Here is a 16943-nt window from a genome sequence, read left to right on the forward strand (position 1 = left end):
CAACGGGGCCTCCCTGGCAGTCTGTGTCGTGTCGCAACTACCAGTGTGTCAGACCGTCCCGTTGTCCGCCCCTCCCCGATTTTCCGTCATGAACCCGTTTTTTTGGGTCATCACGGAGGTTCGGGGTCGGCGGCCGTCGTCACGCCGACGCCACAACTCGGCGCGGGGCTCTTATCCTGTGTCGCCGGTCGCCGGCCGCCGGTCGGCGGATCAGGGGTCAGCGGGCCTGATTGTAGCTCTTGACCAGCTCGGTCAACGTCACGCCGATCTTGTCGCCTTCGGTGATGACCACCTCGCCGCGGGCGACCAGGATGTCGTTGGCGTAGATCTCGACCGGCTCGCTGGTCTTCTGTTCCAGCTCCACCACGGCGCCACGGCCGAGCTTGAGGAGCTGGTTGACCCGCAGGTTGGCCTTGCCCAGCACCACCGCGATTTCGACCGGGACGTTGTAGACGGCCTGGTGCTGGCCCGTGGGTCTGGTCTCGCTGGCCATGGCGGGGTCCGGTCTGGGGCGCCGCGTGGGGCGCCGGGGCGACAGGGAACGCGCGGTGCCCGTGGCCCCGCGTCCCTGCCACTGTAGTCCGAAAGCGTTAACGCCGCCTTACAGCCGATCGCTACAAACCGACATCGCGCCGCGAGTCCGGGCGCCGCGAGTCCGGTTTGTCGCAATCGGCTGCATCGCTGGTGACGGTCGGGTCCTGTCCGGGACCCGGCGCGACGGCGGCGGTCTGCTTATCACATGGGGGCCGGCGTGGCGCTCAGGCGCCGCCGGCACCCTCCAGCTCCTGCTTCAGCGCGGTCGCGTAGGAGCCCCGCGCGACCTGGAACATCGCCGCCTGGGCCTGGGCGCGGGCGATTTCCTGGTCGGCGGTGCGCAGGGCCTGGATCAGGCCCCGAGCCTTCTCCGACAGGCTGTCCAGCGGGTAGTCCTTGCCGTCGATCGTCACCGTCTGCTGTTCGGCCATGGTGCGGTCCTTTCGTCTCGATGGGGCTGGGATGATGCAGGGTGGGGACAGGTCCGCCCCGCCCCGACCAACCGGCGTGCGAAACGGCCCCCGGGAAGGGTCCCGGAGGCCGTCGGTCGGAGCGCGGGGCGACCGGAGGCCCGACTCGCGGCCGCCACGATGCGGCCGTCCGGGTCGGGCCGGCGCCTACTTGAGGCCGAAGCCGGCGAACCGCTTGTTGAACTTCGCGACCTGGCCGCCCGTGTCGACGAGGCGCTGGACGCCGGTCCAGGCCGGGTGGCTCTTGGGGTCGATGTCCAGGCGCAGCGACTCGCCCTCGTAGGTCGACCGGGTCTTGAACTCGGTGCCGTCGGTCATGACGACGGTGATCTCGTGGTAGTCCGGATGAATATCGGCTTTCATGGTGCTCTCCCGCGCAAGAAGCGGCCCTTATAGCGGCCCGCCGGCACGGCTTCAAGACCGGATCCCGGCGTTCGGCGCCGGCCGCCGATCGCAAGCGGGCGTTCCGCTCTGAAACCAACAGATCGCGCCGAGTCACGCTCGAAATCGGCCCCACCCCGGTGGTTCCGATTTCGAGCGATCGGCGCTAACGCGCCTGTGGGAGAGTTGTCGCTGGGGCCGGGGGTGCCTACACTCAAAGGAACGACCTGCGAAGGAGTGACGAGGATGGGCGCGTTCGCGCGCGGCGACGGCGCATCTGGTGCCGTTGCGGTCCGCAAGCCTGGCACGATGAAGACTGGAACGGGTGTGGTCGCCGTGGTTGCGGCCGCCCTCTGGGTGGTCGCGCCGGGCGCGGCGGCCCGGGCCGCGGACACGGACACGGACACGGACACGGGGGCGGTCGCATCAAGCGCCAACCCGGCTGCCGCACCGTTGGCGGGGCCGACCGGGGCGCCGACGGACGGCCTGCGGCTGGTGACGCCCCTCGACGTCCCGGGCGCGGGGGCCGGGACCAGGACCGCCGCGCCCTGTGCCGGCGGCGGTGTGACGCCGCTGGCCGGCTGCCTGAGCCTGGGCGGTGGCCTGGAGCGCGCGCCGGGGGCGTTCGGCGTCGGCCTGGCCTACGGCCTGGACGGCTGGTTGTCGGTCGGTCTGGGCGTCGGCCTGGCGCCGGGCGTGGGTCCGGCGGATGGCGGTGCGGTCTCCAGCGCGGCGCCGCGACAGGCGCTCGCCCCGGCCACCGAACGGCTGGCCGGCAGCCTCAGCGCTCTGGTCGACCTCAACGCCGCCACCGGCCTGGACCTCTGGGGCTTCCGCTCCTATGTCGGCGCTGGTCTGGCGGCCGGGACCGTCAGTACCGCCGGCGGCATCCACCGCGACGACGCCGGGGGCGCCGTTGCGGTCGCGCCGCAGGACGGCATGGGCGTGGCCTGGGGTGCCGCCGCCGGCACCAACCTCAGTCTCGGCGACGGCCTGAGCCTCGACTTCGCCGTCCGCTACACCGACCAGCGCGCGCAGGGGTCGCTGGCGCAGGGCCTCACCCTCGGCGCCGGCGGTGGCCCGCGGTCCGCCGCCGGCGGCGACTCGGAGGGCGGGGATCACGGCATGTCGCTCGGGCTTCGGTTGCGGTTCTGAGTTCGTCGTGTGTTTCACGGCGTGTGGGCGGGGGCCGCCGCCAGCGCGGCGGCCTGCGTGCGGCACAGGTCGGCTATGCCCTGTTGGGCCAGCGCCAGCAGGGCCAGGAACTGGGGTTCGGCGAAGGGCGCCGTTTCCGCCGTGCCCTGGATCTCGACGATGCCGCCGGCCTCGGTCATCACGAAGTTGGCGTCGGCCTGGGCCCCGGAGTCCTCGGCATAGTCCAGGTCCAGCACCGGGATGCCGTCCACCAGGCCGCAGGAGATGGCCGCGACCTGCCCGGTCAGCGGCACCGTGGCGATCATGCCGAGCGCCTGAAGGCGGCGCAGCGCCAGGGTCAGCGCCACATAGCCGCCGGTGATGGCGGCGGTGCGGGTGCCGCCGTCGGCCTGCAGCACGTCGCAGTCCACCTTGATCTGAATCTCGCCGAGCGCCGCCAGGTCGGTGACCGCGCGCAGGCTGCGCCCGATCAGGCGCTGGATCTCCTGGGTGCGGCCGGTTTGCCGGCCGCGGGCCGCCTCGCGGTCGGTGCGGGTGTGGGTGGAGCGGGGCAGCATGCCATACTCGGCCGTGACCCAGCCCTTGCCGCCGCCGCGCAGCCAGGGCGGCACGCGCTCGTCGACGCTGGCGGTGCACAGCACGTGGGTATCGCCGAAGCGGGCCAGGCACGAGCCTTCGGCGTGCTTGTTGACCCCGGTCTCCAGGGCGATGGGGCGGAGCTGGTCGGGCCGGCGGCCGGACGGTCTCATGCGGGCGTCCTCCGTGTACGGGAGCCGGTCGCGTGCAAACGGACTCACAAAGGTGAGAGGGTCTGGCCCGTGAAACGGCCCCAAGACGAATCAGTCAGAGCGGCGGCGGACGCTAATGCAGAACGCGGCCGCTGGGAACCCGTGCCGGACGCACGTTGCCGTACGCGACCCGCCGCGCGCGACACACCGGCCGGGGCACGTTGACGGGGTTCGAGGGGCTCCCTAGATTTTCGCTCGGCCCGACTTCCCGGGTCCGATCCAGCGGGATCGGCCCGGATCAAGGGGATGGTACCATCCGATGGTCACCCACACGACACCCCTCAAGGACCTGGACGCCCGCTCGCGGGAGGTGTTTCAGCGTCTCGTCGACACCTTCGTCGAGACCGGCGAGCCGGTGGGCTCGCGCACGCTCTCGCGCATGATGTCGGTCAGCCTGTCGCCGGCCACCATCCGCAACGTCATGGCCGACCTGGAACACGAGGGCCTGCTGTACGCACCGCATGCCTCGGCCGGCCGCCTGCCCACCGAACTGGGCCTGCGCATGTTCGTCAACGGGCTGCTGGAGGTGGGCGCGCTGGACAGCGACGAGCGGGTGCGCATCGAGACCATGTGTCAGGCCGCCGGGCGCAGCCTGGAGGGCATGCTGGAGGAGGCCACGACCCTGCTGTCGGGCCTGTCGCGCTGCGCCGGGCTGGTGATCGCGCCCAAGACGGACGCCGCGGTCAAGCACATCGAATTCGTCCACCTGGGGCCGGGGCGCGCCCTGGTGGTCATGGTCGGGGCCACCGGGGTGGTCGAGAACCGCGTCGTCGAGGTGCCGCGCGGGGTGCCGCTGTCGGCGCTGGCCGAGGCCACCAACTATCTGAACGCGCGGTTGTGCGACCGTACGCTGGACGAGGCGCGCGAAGCCATCCTGGACGACCTGGAGTCGGACCGCAGCCTGCTGGATGACCTGTCGCGCAAGGTGGTGGCGGCCGGGCTGGCGACCTGGTCCGACGACAAGCCCGGCGCCGCGCTGATCGTGCGCGGTCAGGGCAACCTGTTGACCGAGGTGAGCGCGGCCCGCGACCTGGAGCGCATCCGCGCCCTGTTCGAGGTGCTGGAGACCAAGGAGCAGGTGCTGCGCATGCTCGACCTGGTGATCGGCGCCGAGGGCGTGCAGATCTTCATCGGCGCCGAGAACGACCTGTTCACGCTCGCCGGCTGCTCGCTGATCGTGGCGCCCTACCAGAACAGCCGCGAGGAGATCGTGGGCGCCATCGGTGTCGTCGGCCCCACGCGCATCAACTACCGGCGCATCGTGCCGCTGGTGGACTACACCGCCAAGGTGATCGGCCGCCTGCTCGGCTGAGGGCCGATCACCGGCCGGCGCCGCCTTCTTCCCTGCATTTCTGGATACGGACACGCGATGACCCAGAACACCGCCAAGGACCAGACGCAGCGCGAGGCTCCCGCCGCCGGCGCCGATCCCGACATCGTGGTCGGCCCCGAGGACATGCTGAACTATGACCGTCCGGGCGCGGATGCCTCCGCGCCGGGCGCCGACGCGGGGGCGAGCGACGGGACCGCCGACTCGGGCGAGGCCGCGCCCGCCGACCCGGCGGCGCGCATCGCCGAGCTGGAGGCCGAGGTGGCGCGGTTGAAGCGCGACCATCTGAACGCCCTGGCGGAGGCGGAGAACGCCAAGCGCCGGGCCGACAAGCGCATCCAGGACAACACCAAGTACGCGGTCGCCAACCTGGCCAAGGCCATCCTGCCGGTGGCCGACAACATGGAGCGGGCGCTGGCCGCCGCGCCGGAGCAGGCCCGGGTGCTCGACCCGCACCTGAAGAACCTGGCGGTCGGGGTCGAGATGACGGCCAAGGAGCTGATGAACGCCTTGGCGCAGTACGGCGTCCAGCGCATCGAGGCGCAGGGCCAGCCGTTCGACCCCAACCTGCATCAGGCCATGCAGGAGATGGAGAACCCCGACGTGCCCGCGGGTACCGTGGTGCAGGTCTACCAGGAGGGGTACGTCATCCACGACCGTCTGTTGCGGCCGTCGATGGTGGTGGTCTCCAAGGGCGGCCCCAAGCGCACCGCGCAGACGCCGCCGCCGGGGGGTGATGCGGGCACCAGCGGCTCGACGGGTGGCGGTGGCGGCGGGCGCGTCGACACCAGCGCCTGACGGCGCCGCGCCGCGGCGTCCGACCCTTTGGACGCGGGGGCAAGGGGTCTATACTGGACCGACTCCCAGGCGGTCCCAACAGCAGGGAGACCCCGACCCATGACCACAGCGCCCGTTGCCTCCGGTGCCTCCGGTGTCGCCCCCGGCCCGGTGCGGCCGCCGGCCATCGCCGGCGCCTTCTATGCCGGCGACGCCGCCGCCCTGCGGCGTGACGTGGCCGCCATGCTGGAGGCCGGCCGCGCCGCGCGCGCCGCCGAGGCCCCGGTGCCCAAGGCGGTGATCGCGCCGCATGCCGGCCACGTCTACTCGGGCGCGCTGGCGGCGCGGGCCTACGCCCGGCTGGAGCCGGCGCGCGAACGCCTGCGCCGTGTTGTGCTGATCGGCCCCGCGCACCGGGTGCCGTTCCACGGAATAGCTCTGTCCGGTGCCGCCGCCTGGCGCACGCCGCTGGGCGACGTGCCGCTGGACCAGGCGTGGGCGCGCGAGCGGCTGGCGGGGATTGCGGGCGTGGCGGTGCGTGACGAGGCCCACGCCGCCGAGCATTGCCTGGAGGTGCATCTCCCGTTCCTTCAGGCGACGCTGGGGGATGCCGCCCTGGTGCCGCTGCTGGTCGGCCGGGCGGAGCCGGCCCAGGTCGCGCGCGTGCTGGAGGCACTGTGGGACGGCCCGGAGACGGTCCTCATCGTCAGTTCCGACCTCAGCCATTTCCTGGACTACGACCGCTGTTGCAGCCGCGACGCCGGCACCGCCGCCGCCATCGAGGCCCTGGACAGCGCGGTGATCGGTCCGCACGAGGCCTGCGGCTGTACGCCGGTCAACGGCCTGCTGAGCCTGGCGCGCGCGCGGGGCCTGCGGGTCGAGCGGCTGGGGCTGTGTAATTCGGGGGATACCGCCGGGCCGCGCGACCGTGTGGTCGGGTACGGCGCCTGGGCGTTCCACGATCCCGACGGCGACCGCGCCCGTGTCCCCGGCGCGGCCGCGGCCGCGGCGTCCGAGCCGGGGGACGCGGCCGCCGCGCACGCGGATCCCGCGGCGGGCACGGAGGCGCTGGTGCGCGCCCATGCCGCCGCCCTGATCCGCCTGGCCGCGGGCGGGCTGGAGCACGGGGTGCGTCACGGCCGCGCGCCGGGGCTGGATCTCGACCAGGTGCCGGCAGCCCTGCGGGCGCCCGGCGCCGCCTTCGTCACCCTGACCCGGGCCGCGGACGACCGCCTGCGCGGCTGCATCGGCTCGGTCGAGGCGGCGCGTCCGCTGGCCCTGGACGTGCTGGCGCATGGCTACAACGCCGGCTTCCGCGACGGCCGCTTCCCGCCGGTGACCGCGGAAGAGCTGGCGGGGCTGTGCGTCTCCGTGTCGGTGCTGACGCCGGCGGTGGCGCTGCCGGTGGCCGACCGGACCGACCTTCTGGGCCGCATGCGGCCGGGGGTGGACGGGCTGATCATCGAGGACCGCGTGGGCGGGCAGGTCCGGCGTGGCCTGTTCCTGCCGCAGGTGTGGGAGCAGCTCCCCGATCCGGCCCTGTTCCTGGCCCACCTGATGCGCAAGGCCGGCCTGCCGGAGACGCATTGGTCGGCCAGCGTGCGCGTCTCCCGGTTCGAGACGCGCGGCGTGAAGGCCACCCCGTGGGCCGGCTCTGGGGCCGGCTCTGGGGTCGGCCCCGGGGTCGGCTCTGGGGCCGGCTCTGGGGCCCTGAAGGCGACGGCATGATCCAGCCCCAGCGCAGCGGCCCGCCCCTGTGGCAGATGATCGTGGGCACGGCGGTGGCGCTGGGGGCGTCGGCGGGGCTGGTGTTCTGGCTCGATTCCGTGTCCCAGAAGACCGCCGACTCGGCGTCCGGGGAAGGGGTCGAGAGCGCCGACGGCTGGACCACGGAACTGCCGGCCCGGTTCGAGGGCACCTGGGTCGTGGGCGGGGCCTGCGACAGCGACAGCGCGCCGCTCATCGTGCTGTCCAACGGCGGCTACCGCTGGCGCGACGGGCCGACCAACTGGGGCTTCGCGCGCGGCCGCTACCACTACGACAGCCCGGCCTCCAACCGGGTGATGTTCCGGCTCAACAAGCTCAACAGCCCGCACGACGGCACGGCGGACTACGTGCTGACGGTGTCGGGACCGCAGCTCAAGAAGTACAACCTGAAGAGCCGGACCACGGTCGAATACGAAAAGTGCGATTAGAGCCGATTGTTCGAAATCGGACCCGCAGATGCGGTCCGGTTTCCAACGTGAATCGGGTCTAAATTATTGATTCTACAGCCGATTATCGCGACGAACCGAAATCGTGCCGCGAGGCCGGTTTGTCGCAATCGGCTGTAGGGGCGCCGCCTCAGGCCCGATGGTAGGGATGCCCGCCCAGGATCGCCTGGGCGCGGTAGATCTGCTCCGCCAGCATGGGGCGCACCAGCCGGTGCGGCCAGGTCATCGCGCCCAGTGAGAGGGTGAGGTCGGCGCGCGCCAGGACCGCCGCGTCGTGGCCGTCGGCGCCGCCCACCAGGAACGCGACCGTGCGCGTGCCCCGGTCGCGCACGCGGCCCAGATGGGCGGCGAACGCGGCGCTGGACAGCGTGCGGCCGCCGCCGTCCAGCACGACCACATGGGCGCCCTCCGGCACCTGGTCCAGCACCAGCCGGCCCTCGCGGGCGATGCGTTCGGCCGTGGGGAGGGGGCGGCGCTCGTCCACCTCGCGCAGCGTGAGTGACCAGCCGCGCAGCCGGCCGGCATAGTCGCGCAACAACGCCACGTCGGGGCCGTCCTTGACGCGCCCAACGGCGATCAGAAGCAGGTTCACGCCTCAACCCAGCGCGCGGCTCAGCGCGACGCCGCCATCATCAGGGGCGTCGGCGGGGCGGCCATCCCGGGCACGGCGGCACCGGGCGTCGCCCCGTAGGGCGCGGTCGCGCCGCCGGCGGCCCGGGTCGGTCCGGGGACGCCCCACATCTTTTCAAGGTTGTAGAAGGCCCGGACTTCCGGTCGGAAGACGTGCACCACGACGTCGCCGGCGTCGATCAGCACCCAGTCGCACTGGGGCATGCCCTCGACGGTGGGCCGCAGGCCCTCGCCCTTCAGGGCCTCCACCAGATAGTCGGCGAGGGCGCCGACATGGCGGGCCGACTGGCCGGAGGCGATGACCATGGCGTCCGCGTAGTCGCTTTTGCCCGCCAGGTCGATGCGGACCACGTCCTCGGCCTTGTGGGAGGCCAGATTGGTTTCGATCGCGTCGACGATGTGGTCCACGCTCGTCGGATCGAAGGCTGCGGTAGCGATGGGTCGGTCCTTTCTCGCTTATCGGGTCTCGCCGTTGGGATGCAGGTTCTTGCTCAATGTGCGCCAGAGGATCACGCCACGCCTGCGTGGGGGCGCGCCACGGCCCGCATCGCCGGCCCCGCACCTCACGCAACCCAGCCATCCCGTGCGCGGATGGCGGTGGCGGACGCGCTGTGGCGCCGGATCGGCAGAAACACCCACGCCGGTGGAGGGGCGAGCGCCAGCCGAGTCGCGGCCCGCTCGGGCCGGCGGCCGGCCGCATAACGCCGCGCCGCCCGCGCGGACACCGGTACCAAAGAGTACCCTGGGCGGTCGAAGACCGCAACCGGAACGATTTCCATGAGCGTGGTCCAGGACCGCCAGCGTGGCAACTGGGCCAGGTTGTCGGCCCCCATCAGCCAGACGAAGCGGACGCGCGGGAAGCGCCGCTGCAACAGCCGCACCGTGTCGACGGTGTAGCGCGTGCCCAACTGGGCCTCGATCCCGGTCGGCACGATACGCGGGTGGCGCTGCACCGCCTGGGCGCGGGTCAGCCGGCGCGCCATCGGGGCCATGGGCTGGCCGGTTTTCAGCGGGTTGCCGGGCGAGACCAGCCACCAGACCTGATCCAGGTCGAGCCGGCGCAGCGCCTCCAGGCTGACGTGGCGGTGGCCGGCGTGGGCGGGGTTGAACGAGCCGCCCAGCAGGCCGATGCGGACACGGCGGCGGTCGCCGTAGGGCGGCGGGGTCAGGAAACGCGGCATGGCGACCGGGTGTGGAAGCATCGGGGCGAGCGGGTACAGGCCGGGATCGAACCACGCCCGCGACCGCCCCGGCAAGCGAAAGCGGGCGGCGCACGGAGGCAGACCCTGTTCGCGCGCGGGGCGTACCGGCCGTCCGCCCGCCTTGCGCGGCGGCGCGCCTGGGATTAGGTCAAAGGGCACCAATCCCTTTCTCGCGCCGGCCCGGGGCCGTTCCCCGGCCCGGACCGGGCGCGCCCCGACCGCGAGATCCGCCCCGATGAGACAGCCGTGAGAAAACGGACCCCCGAGATGCCCCCGCGCGCGCCCGAGGGTGTGCGCGGCGACTGGCGTGTGCTGCGCCGCCTGCTGCCCCACCTGTGGCCCAAGGATGCCCCCGCCCTGCGTGCCCGCATGGTTCTGGCCATGGGGCTGCTGCTGCTGGCCAAGGTGGCCACCGTCTATGTTCCCATCTTCTACAAGGAGGCCGTGGACGCGCTGTCGGTGCCGGCGACCATCACCGCCGTCCCGGTGCTGATGATCGTGGCCTACGGGCTGGCGCGGGTCGGGGTGGTGCTGTTCAACGAACTGCGTGATCTGGTGTTCGCCCGCGTGGTCGAACGCGCCATGCACGTGGTCGGGCTCGACACCTTCCGCCACCTGCATGCGCTGTCGCTGCGCTTCCACATGGACCGCCAAACCGGCGGCCTGTCGCGGGTGATCGAGCGCGGCACCCGGGGCATCGAGATTGTGCTGCGCCTGTTCGCTTTCCGCGCCGGTCCGGCGCTGATCGAACTGGCGATGGTCTGCGGCATCCTGTGGTGGTTGTACGACTGGACCTTCGCCGCCGCCATCGTGGTCACCATCGCCGTCTACATTCTCTGGACGCTGGCGATCACGGACTGGCGGCTGGCGTTCCGGCGCACCATGAACACCCACGACGCCGAGGCCAACACCAAGGCCATCGACAGCCTGCTGAACTACGAAACGGTCAAGTATTTCGGCAACGAGGAGCACGAGGCGCGCCGCTTCGACCGCGCCCTGACCGCCTACGAGGACGCCGCGGTCAAGTCACACAGCTCGCTGTCGCTGCTCAACATCGGACAGGGGGCGATCATCTCCGTCGGCCTGGTGGTCATCATGTCGATGGCCGGGCGCGGCATCGTCGCCGGCACCATGACTCCGGGCGACTTCGTGCTGGTGAACACCTACCTGCTCCAGCTCTATCAGCCGCTGAACTTCCTCGGCATGGTCTACCGGGAGATCAAGCAGGCCCTGGTCGACATGGAGGTCATGTTCGGCCTGCGCGACCAGCCGCCGGAGATCGCCGACCCGCCCGGCGCGCCCGCCCTCGACGTGACCGGGGGCACGGTGCGGTTCGAGGGCGTGCGCTTCGCTTATGGGCCGGAGCGCGACGTGCTGCGCGGCATCGACCTGGAGGTGCCGGCCGGTCGCACCGTGGCCATCGTCGGGCCGTCGGGGGCGGGCAAGAGCACCATCGGCCGGCTGCTCTACCGCTTCTACGACGTCACCGGCGGCCGCGTGACCATCGACGGCCAGGACGTCCGCGCCGTCTCCCAGGCCTCGCTGCGCCGGGTCATCGGCGTGGTGCCGCAGGATACGGTGCTGTTCAATGACACCATCGGCTACAACATCGCCTACGGCAATCCGGACGCCCCCTGGTCAGAGGTGGAGCGGGCGGCCAAGCTGGCCTCCCTGCACGACTTCGTGCGCATGCTGCCGAAGGGGTACGACACCACGGTGGGGGAACGCGGGCTGAAGCTGTCCGGCGGCGAGAAGCAGCGCGTCGCCATCGCCCGCGCCATTCTCAAGGATCCGGCGATCCTGCTGTTCGACGAGGCCACCAGCCAACTCGACAGTCACACCGAAAAGGACATCCAGGCCGCCTTGCGGCAGGTGTCGAGCGGGCGTACCACCCTGGTGATCGCGCACCGTCTGTCGACGGTGATCGACGCCGACCGCATCGTGGTCCTGGACGGCGGCCGGGTGGCGGAAAGCGGGACCCACGAGGACCTGCTGGCCCTGGGCGGACGCTATGCCGCGCTGTGGCGCAAGCAGCAGGAGGCCCAGGCCCTGGAGGCGCGCCTTGAAGTGGCGGCGCGCGATCCCGACACCGACCAGGAAGCGCGCGCGCACGACGCCCCCGCCTGAGCCCACCCGGGGGCGGGGCCGCACCCTGCGGCGGTCGCGGCCCGTTGGCGCGGGCCGGCGATCGGGCTACCATGCGGTCCACCGGTCGGCCCGCGGCGCGGTGGTCGTGGTCCGGCGTCGCCGAGGGGGAAGAGCCATGCGTCGCCTTGTTCCGTTCCCGAACGCCCGCCGTCCCCGGCCGGGCCGCGCCATCGCCCCCGCGCTGCTGGTCGCGCTGACGGTCGCACTGACGGTCGCGCTGACGGTCGCCGCGGTCCCCACGCTCGCCGCCGACCCGCCCCGCAAACAGCCGGCGTTGCCGCCGCTGCCGACGCTGGACCGCACCCTGGACCCGGAGATCGGCATCGGCCGCATCGCCGATCTGGTGCGCCAGCGGGTGGTTGGCGCGCTGAGCCTGCTCGGCTCGCTGACCGAGGGCGATATCATCGCCACCGAGGGTCCGATCACCGCCAGCGAGACGCCCGACGGCGGCGCCCGGGTGCTGTTCGAGGACCTCACCATGCGGGCCGGCACGGCGCAGGGCGTGCCGGTGGTGATCGCCTTCGGCGATGTCAGCGTGGACGCCACCGACGCCGGCGGGGGCCGGGTCGCCTACCGCTCGTCCGTGCCCGGGCCGATCCTGATCTATCACGAGGGGGCGCCGGTCGCGGAACTGACGATGGGCACCCTCGACCTGCAGGGCGAGATCGACCCCGAGACTCCACTGTTCGGCCGCGACCGCATCCGCATCGGCGATGCGCGGCTGCGCCTCGACGATCAGGCCCGCGACGCGCTGCTGCTCACGCTCACCGCCGCGGACCTGGAGTCCCGCTCGGACGTGGCCGAGGACGGGACCCTGGAGGCGACCCTGACCATGAGCGGGAACGGGCTGGGCGTGGCGCGCGGCGAGCGCGACCCGACCATCGCCGTCGCCACCCTGGAGGCCACCAACGTCTACGACGGGGTGCCGGGGGCCTGGCTGGAGGTGCTCGACTTGATGGCGGCCACGGAGCGGCTGCCGACGCTGGAGGCGATGACCGCCACGGTGGCCCGGGTGATGGGGCAGAACGAACTGGGCAACAACGACTCGCGCCTGGAGACCACCGGCATCGAGGTGTTCGTCTCGCCGACGGAGTCGGTCACCATCGACCGGCTCGGCGTCGACATGGTGATGGACGAACCGATCGGGGGAACGCCGCGCGGGCGGTCGGTCCTGACGTTGGACGGGCTGCGCACCCGCGGCCGCGATCTGCCGGTGGCCATCGACCTCGGCGCGCTGCGTCTGACCAGCGAGGGCCAGGGCCTGGAGGTGGGACGGCTGCGGGCGTTCATGGCGGAGACCATGCAGACGGTCTCTGCCCTCGACCTGGACCCGCAGGCGCCGCCGCAGCCGCTGCCGCCGGCGGTGGAGGCCCGCCTGATCGACGGCATGCTGGCGCTGGTGCGCGACCTGGGGATCGGCGACGCCGAGGTGACGATGGCGCTCTCCGGCCTGTCGGTGCGTCAGGCCCGCACCCAGGTTCTCGGGCTGGAGCGGCTCCAGATCGGGGGCGGCTGGACCGAGACCGCGGCCGGGCGCCTGGACGGACCGGGCACCCTCGACCTGCGCGGGCTGAGCGTCAACGACCCCAGCCTGGGCCTGCCCTGGCGGGTGGACCGGGTGGCGGTGGACAGCGTGACCCGCGGCTTCGATCTGCGCGCCGTCCGGGAGTTGATCGTGCTGTTCGCAGAGGCCGGCAGGGTCACCGGCGGACCGCCGACCGCCGGGGATCTCGCGGCGCTGGCCGACGGCATGGCGATCGCCGGCGGGTCGCTGCGGGTCGGCCTGGAGGGGGTGGCCGTGGGCTCCGAGATGAACCCCATGGGTGGCCTGGGTCGCGCCGACCTGACGGTCGAGATCGACCCGGCGGAGCCCGGAGAGCCGGTGTCCGACGCCCGGCTCACCTTCGACCTCGCGGCCCTGGACGCGGGGCCGAGCGCCGCGCGCACGCTGCCGCCGGCGCTGATTCCGTCCGAGGCCGGCCTGGCCCTGCGCGGCGATGACCTGCCGCTGCCGGCCCTGACCCGGCTGGGCATGACGACGCCGGCCGACCCGATGGCGGCGGACGCCGCCATGGAGCGCGCCACGGCGGCGCTGATGGCCGAACACAGCCCCGAGGTCACGCTGGAGACCCTGGGCGTGGCGGCGCCGGCCTATGGGGTCGAGGGCCAGGGGCGCCTGACCATGGCCGGGGTCGGTCCGCAGGCCATGGAGGGCGCCATGTCCCTGGCGATCCAGGGGCTCGACGACACCATGACCCTGTTGCAGGAGCGCGCCCGCACCGACCCTGCGATGCAACAGCCGCTGCTGGCCCTGCTCGCGCTGCGCGGCCTGGGTCGGGTCAGCGCCCCCGGCACCCATGTCTACGATATCGTGATGACGCCGGACGCGGGCCTGCTCATCAACGGTACACCGGCGGCCGCGCTGCTGGCCGCTCCGCCGGGCGAAGCGGCGCCGCAACCTGGGGACGCGCCGGACGCCCGGCCGGACGAGCCGCCGGCGGAGTCCACCGGCCCGCAGAAGCCGCGTCGGACACCCGAGTAGAGGGCCGGACGAGGGGCGCGCGTGACGGCGGATTGTCACGGTTTTACGGTGAGTTGACTGGCAAAGTCTGATATGGTGATGGAAACTCGCCGTGGCCCCGCCAGGCGCGCACCGGTCAGGCGTGACTCGCGCCCGGCCCACGGTTCGCGGGTCGGGGCCGACGGGCGCGGGATCCATCGCATCAGCAAGCCCTCACCCCTCCGGCGACGGGGGCGGGCGGGAAGACGGCGGCCATGACAGCGTCCACTCTCGACCACTTCGCCTTTGCAGAGCAGCCCTTCGCGCCGAGTCCGAATCCGGCCCACCACTTCGTCGCCGAGGGCGGGACCGACGTGCCGGCGACCATCATGGCGGCGCTGGATCGGGGCGAGGCCCTGATCAAGCTCACCGGCGACCCGGGCACCGGCAAGACCCACACCTGCCAGGTTCTGGAAACGAAGCTGCACGGGACCTGGCCGGTGGCGCTGGTGACCGCCCCGCCCAACGACGAGGGCCGGTCGCTGCTGGGCGCCGTGTGCCGCGGCTTCGGGCTGTCCGAGCGGGACACCTGGGCCGAGATGACGGGCACGCTGGGCACCTTCCTGGAGGATATCGAGGCGCGCGGTGAGAACGCCGTGCTGATCGTGGACGAGGCCCAGGTCCTGGACGTCACCGGCCTGGAGGCGCTGCGCCTGCTGACCACGCTGGAGGTGCGCGACGCCCGGGTGCTGCGGATCGTCATGGTCGGCCAGCCGGCGTTGGACGACCTGTTGGAGCGTTCGGCGCTGCGCCAGCTCGCCGAGCGCGTCGACCTGGCGCTGACCACCGAGCCGTTCACGCCCGACCAGGCGTTGGCCTATATCGACCACGAGATCGACCTGTGCCGGCGCGAGGGCGTCGATTTCGACCCCATGACCGCCGACGCGAAACAGAAGATCGCGGCCGCCTCCCGCGGTGTCCCGCGGGCCCTCAACGCGCTGTGCGACCGGGCGCTGAATCTGGCCGCCGAAGACGGGGTGCCGCGCGCGACCGGCGCGCATGCCGAGGCCGCGATCGCCGCCGTGGCCGAGCCGGCGCCCGGCGCCGCCGCCAGCTCCCGAGACCGCGCTGGGCGGCGGGGTGGGCGCCGCCTGGCCCTGGTGGCGTCGCTGCTGGGCCTGCTCGCGATCGGCGGGGGTGCGCTCTGGGTCGCCGGCCACTCGGACTCCATGGGTGTGCTGCTGCCTCCGGCCCCGGGCGACAGCGACGGGGCCGACGGGGACTCGGCGGTGCCCGTGCTGAGGGGGATCCCGTCGGAGGCGCGGCCGGAGGCGGATCCCTTGCCGCGCCGCGTTGATGCGGCGGCGCGGGACACGGAGGCGTCCGAAACTGTGGCCGCCGAGACCGCGACCGCAGAGGCCCCGGATGAGACCCCCGCTGAGACCCCCGCGCGCGAGGCCCGCCCGGCGGACGCGATGCCAGAGGATGACACGGGCACGGCGCCCCCGGAGCCCGTCACCGGGCGCGAGGCCCCCGCGCCGACCGTGCCCGCGACATCGGCGCCGCCGGAGACGGCCATGGCGACGTCGGCCCGACCTGAGCCGGACCCTGACTCTGAGCCGGAGCCTGAGCCGGCCGCCCCGGTCCCGGAGCCGGCCGACCTGTCGCCGCCGGATATCCCGCTGTCGCCCGGAGCTACCGCCGAGGACGCGCGCGTGGCCGAGGCCCTCGCCCGCCTGCGCGGCCTGCGCGCCCGCCAGGCCGAGTCCGAGGGGGCGGCCGGGGGGGCGACCGCCGTGGCCCCGTCCGTACCGACGGATCCCGGGACATCGAGCGGGCCGGTTGCCGGGACCGGGGCGGCGACACCGGCGCCGGCGCAGCCGAACGGCGACCCGGGAGCTGTGGCGGGAGCCGTGGCGGGATCCGAGACGGACGCGCCGCCGCCAGCCGGAACCGAAGGGCCGCCGCCCACGGCCGTGCCGGGACCCGACACCGCCCCCGGGTCCGTGGCCGAGCGGGCGCGGACGCAGACCGCCCCGGTCCGGCCGGACGGCGCCGCGTCCGAGCCGGGGGCCTCGCTTCCGGGTGTGCTGCAACTCGTGCCGGGCGCCCTGCGCGCGGCCGGGGCGCCCGAGACCGCGCGGCCCGACCAACTCGCCCGCGCCGCCGCGATCGTGCCGCCGCCCCCGCCCAAGCCGCCGGTGCCGGCGCGGCCCGCCGCCGAGCGAACGCCCGCACCAGCGCCCGCGTCCGCGCCGGCTGCGGTTTCTGCTCCTGCTGCGGTGCCGCAGGGTCGCGACGCGGCGGCGCACGCCGCCGCCCGCGAAGCCGATGCACGTGATACCGCGACCCTCAACAGCCTGAGCCTGCGAGCGGCCCGCGAAGGCCGCACGCCGCCGGTCCAACCGCAGCGCCCGAATGGCACCGGCGCGGTGCCCCAGGACCCGGCACGAGTCGGGTCGGCCCCCTGGTCTCCGGGGACGTCGGCCCCGCAGCCGGCGCGGCCGGCGGAGGCCCGGCCGGACGGCATCGAGATCCCGCCCAATCCGCCGTGGCCCGGCGCGGTGCGGCCGTGATCCGATCGCGCCACGCCGCGCCGCGCGGTCCCGGGGGCGCCCAACCTTGAGATATTTTAGTCGTTGGGATGCCCTGAATACGTAGAGGCGTTGAAACAATAATCGGTCCAGGTCGGACCCGCCTTGCGGATCATTGCTTTTCGGTGTCCCGGAATCGCACTATCGTGACCCGTGATCGACGCGGGGCGTCTGGCGGGCGGCGCCGACCCTGGCCGGATGTTCCCCCGGATGCCCGCGTC

Annotated in this window: 15 protein-coding genes; 8 read left to right on the forward strand and 7 right to left on the reverse strand. The window is 73.2% G+C overall.

All coding sequences use genetic code 11. From position 1 onward, the window contains the following. Nucleotides 1-217: 217 nt before the first annotated feature. From fliN to rpmE, 3 genes are all read right to left on the reverse strand, one after another. Nucleotides 218-493, reverse strand: a complete 276-nt coding sequence (gene fliN / locus GGD88_RS10910; protein WP_184435362.1) for a flagellar motor switch protein FliN — start codon at nt 491-493, stop codon at nt 218-220. Between the two features lie 265 nt (nt 494-758). Next, on the reverse strand, nt 759-965 hold the full coding sequence (locus tag GGD88_RS10915) for a DUF6447 family protein (RefSeq protein WP_184435364.1): 207 nt from the start codon (nt 963-965) through the stop codon (nt 759-761). Nucleotides 966-1151: 186 nt separating this feature from the next. Continuing rightward, a complete protein-coding gene (gene rpmE, locus GGD88_RS10920) occupies nt 1152-1367 on the reverse strand; it encodes a 50S ribosomal protein L31 (RefSeq protein WP_184435366.1) in 216 nt (71 codons plus the stop codon). A gap of 264 nt (nt 1368-1631) precedes the next feature. Between rpmE and GGD88_RS10925 the strand changes: the two genes are divergently transcribed. Further along, nucleotides 1632-2540 carry a hypothetical protein gene (locus GGD88_RS10925; RefSeq protein ID WP_221237111.1) on the forward strand — a complete coding sequence of 303 codons (909 nt, stop codon included), beginning with the start codon at nt 1632-1634 and terminating at the stop codon, nt 2538-2540. A gap of 14 nt (nt 2541-2554) precedes the next feature. On the opposite strand, the gene rph is transcribed toward GGD88_RS10925, so the two are convergent. Continuing rightward, nucleotides 2555-3289, reverse strand: coding sequence for a ribonuclease PH (rph, locus tag GGD88_RS10930; protein ID WP_184435370.1), 735 nt, complete (start codon nt 3287-3289; stop codon nt 2555-2557). Between the two features lie 298 nt (nt 3290-3587). Between rph and hrcA the strand changes: the two genes are divergently transcribed. The 4 genes from hrcA (at nt 3588) to GGD88_RS10950 (ending at nt 7630) form a co-directional block, all read left to right on the forward strand. Next, the gene (gene hrcA / locus GGD88_RS10935) at nt 3588-4640 is read left to right on the forward strand and encodes a heat-inducible transcriptional repressor HrcA (protein WP_184435372.1); all 1053 of its coding nucleotides are present in this window, start codon (nt 3588-3590) and stop codon (nt 4638-4640) included. 57 nt (nt 4641-4697) lie between these two features. Next, nucleotides 4698-5456 (forward strand): nucleotide exchange factor GrpE, encoded by a 759-nt coding sequence (grpE, locus tag GGD88_RS10940; RefSeq protein ID WP_246423704.1) that lies wholly within the window; start codon nt 4698-4700, stop codon nt 5454-5456. 99 nt (nt 5457-5555) lie between these two features. Beyond that, nucleotides 5556-7163, forward strand: a complete 1608-nt coding sequence (gene amrB / locus GGD88_RS10945) for an AmmeMemoRadiSam system protein B (RefSeq protein WP_184435374.1) — start codon at nt 5556-5558, stop codon at nt 7161-7163. Then, on the forward strand, nt 7160-7630 hold the full coding sequence (locus tag GGD88_RS10950) for a hypothetical protein (protein ID WP_184435375.1): 471 nt from the start codon (nt 7160-7162) through the stop codon (nt 7628-7630). The genes amrB and GGD88_RS10950 overlap by 4 nt, the downstream gene beginning before the upstream one ends. A 148-nt stretch (nt 7631-7778) precedes the next feature. On the opposite strand, the gene rlmH is transcribed toward GGD88_RS10950, so the two are convergent. The 3 genes from rlmH to GGD88_RS10965 form a co-directional block, all read right to left on the reverse strand. Further along, on the reverse strand, nt 7779-8240 hold the full coding sequence (gene rlmH, locus GGD88_RS10955; RefSeq protein ID WP_184435377.1) for a 23S rRNA (pseudouridine(1915)-N(3))-methyltransferase RlmH: 462 nt from the start codon (nt 8238-8240) through the stop codon (nt 7779-7781). A gap of 20 nt (nt 8241-8260) precedes the next feature. Next, entirely contained in the window at nt 8261-8686 is a 426-nt protein-coding gene (gene rsfS / locus GGD88_RS10960; protein WP_343056342.1) for a ribosome silencing factor, read from the reverse strand. A 155-nt stretch (nt 8687-8841) separates the two neighbouring features. Next, the gene (locus GGD88_RS10965; RefSeq protein ID WP_184435379.1) at nt 8842-9459 is read right to left on the reverse strand and encodes a nicotinate-nucleotide adenylyltransferase; all 618 of its coding nucleotides are present in this window, start codon (nt 9457-9459) and stop codon (nt 8842-8844) included. A gap of 288 nt (nt 9460-9747) precedes the next feature. Between GGD88_RS10965 and GGD88_RS10970 the strand changes: the two genes are divergently transcribed. The 3 genes from GGD88_RS10970 to GGD88_RS10980 all read left to right on the forward strand — a co-directional run bounded on the left by GGD88_RS10970 (nt 9748) and on the right by GGD88_RS10980 (nt 16704). Beyond that, a complete protein-coding gene (locus GGD88_RS10970; RefSeq protein WP_184435493.1) occupies nt 9748-11607 on the forward strand; it encodes an ABCB family ABC transporter ATP-binding protein/permease in 1860 nt (619 codons plus the stop codon). A 136-nt stretch (nt 11608-11743) separates the two neighbouring features. Continuing rightward, nucleotides 11744-14170 (forward strand): hypothetical protein, encoded by a 2427-nt coding sequence (locus GGD88_RS10975; protein WP_184435381.1) that lies wholly within the window; start codon nt 11744-11746, stop codon nt 14168-14170. Between the two features lie 233 nt (nt 14171-14403). Further along, a complete protein-coding gene (locus tag GGD88_RS10980) occupies nt 14404-16704 on the forward strand; it encodes an ExeA family protein (RefSeq protein ID WP_184435383.1) in 2301 nt (766 codons plus the stop codon). Nucleotides 16705-16943 lie beyond the last annotated feature (239 nt).

The sequence above is a fragment of the Roseospira goensis genome (genome assembly GCF_014197795.1).
GTDB lineage: Bacteria > Pseudomonadota > Alphaproteobacteria > Rhodospirillales > Rhodospirillaceae > Rhodospira > Rhodospira goensis.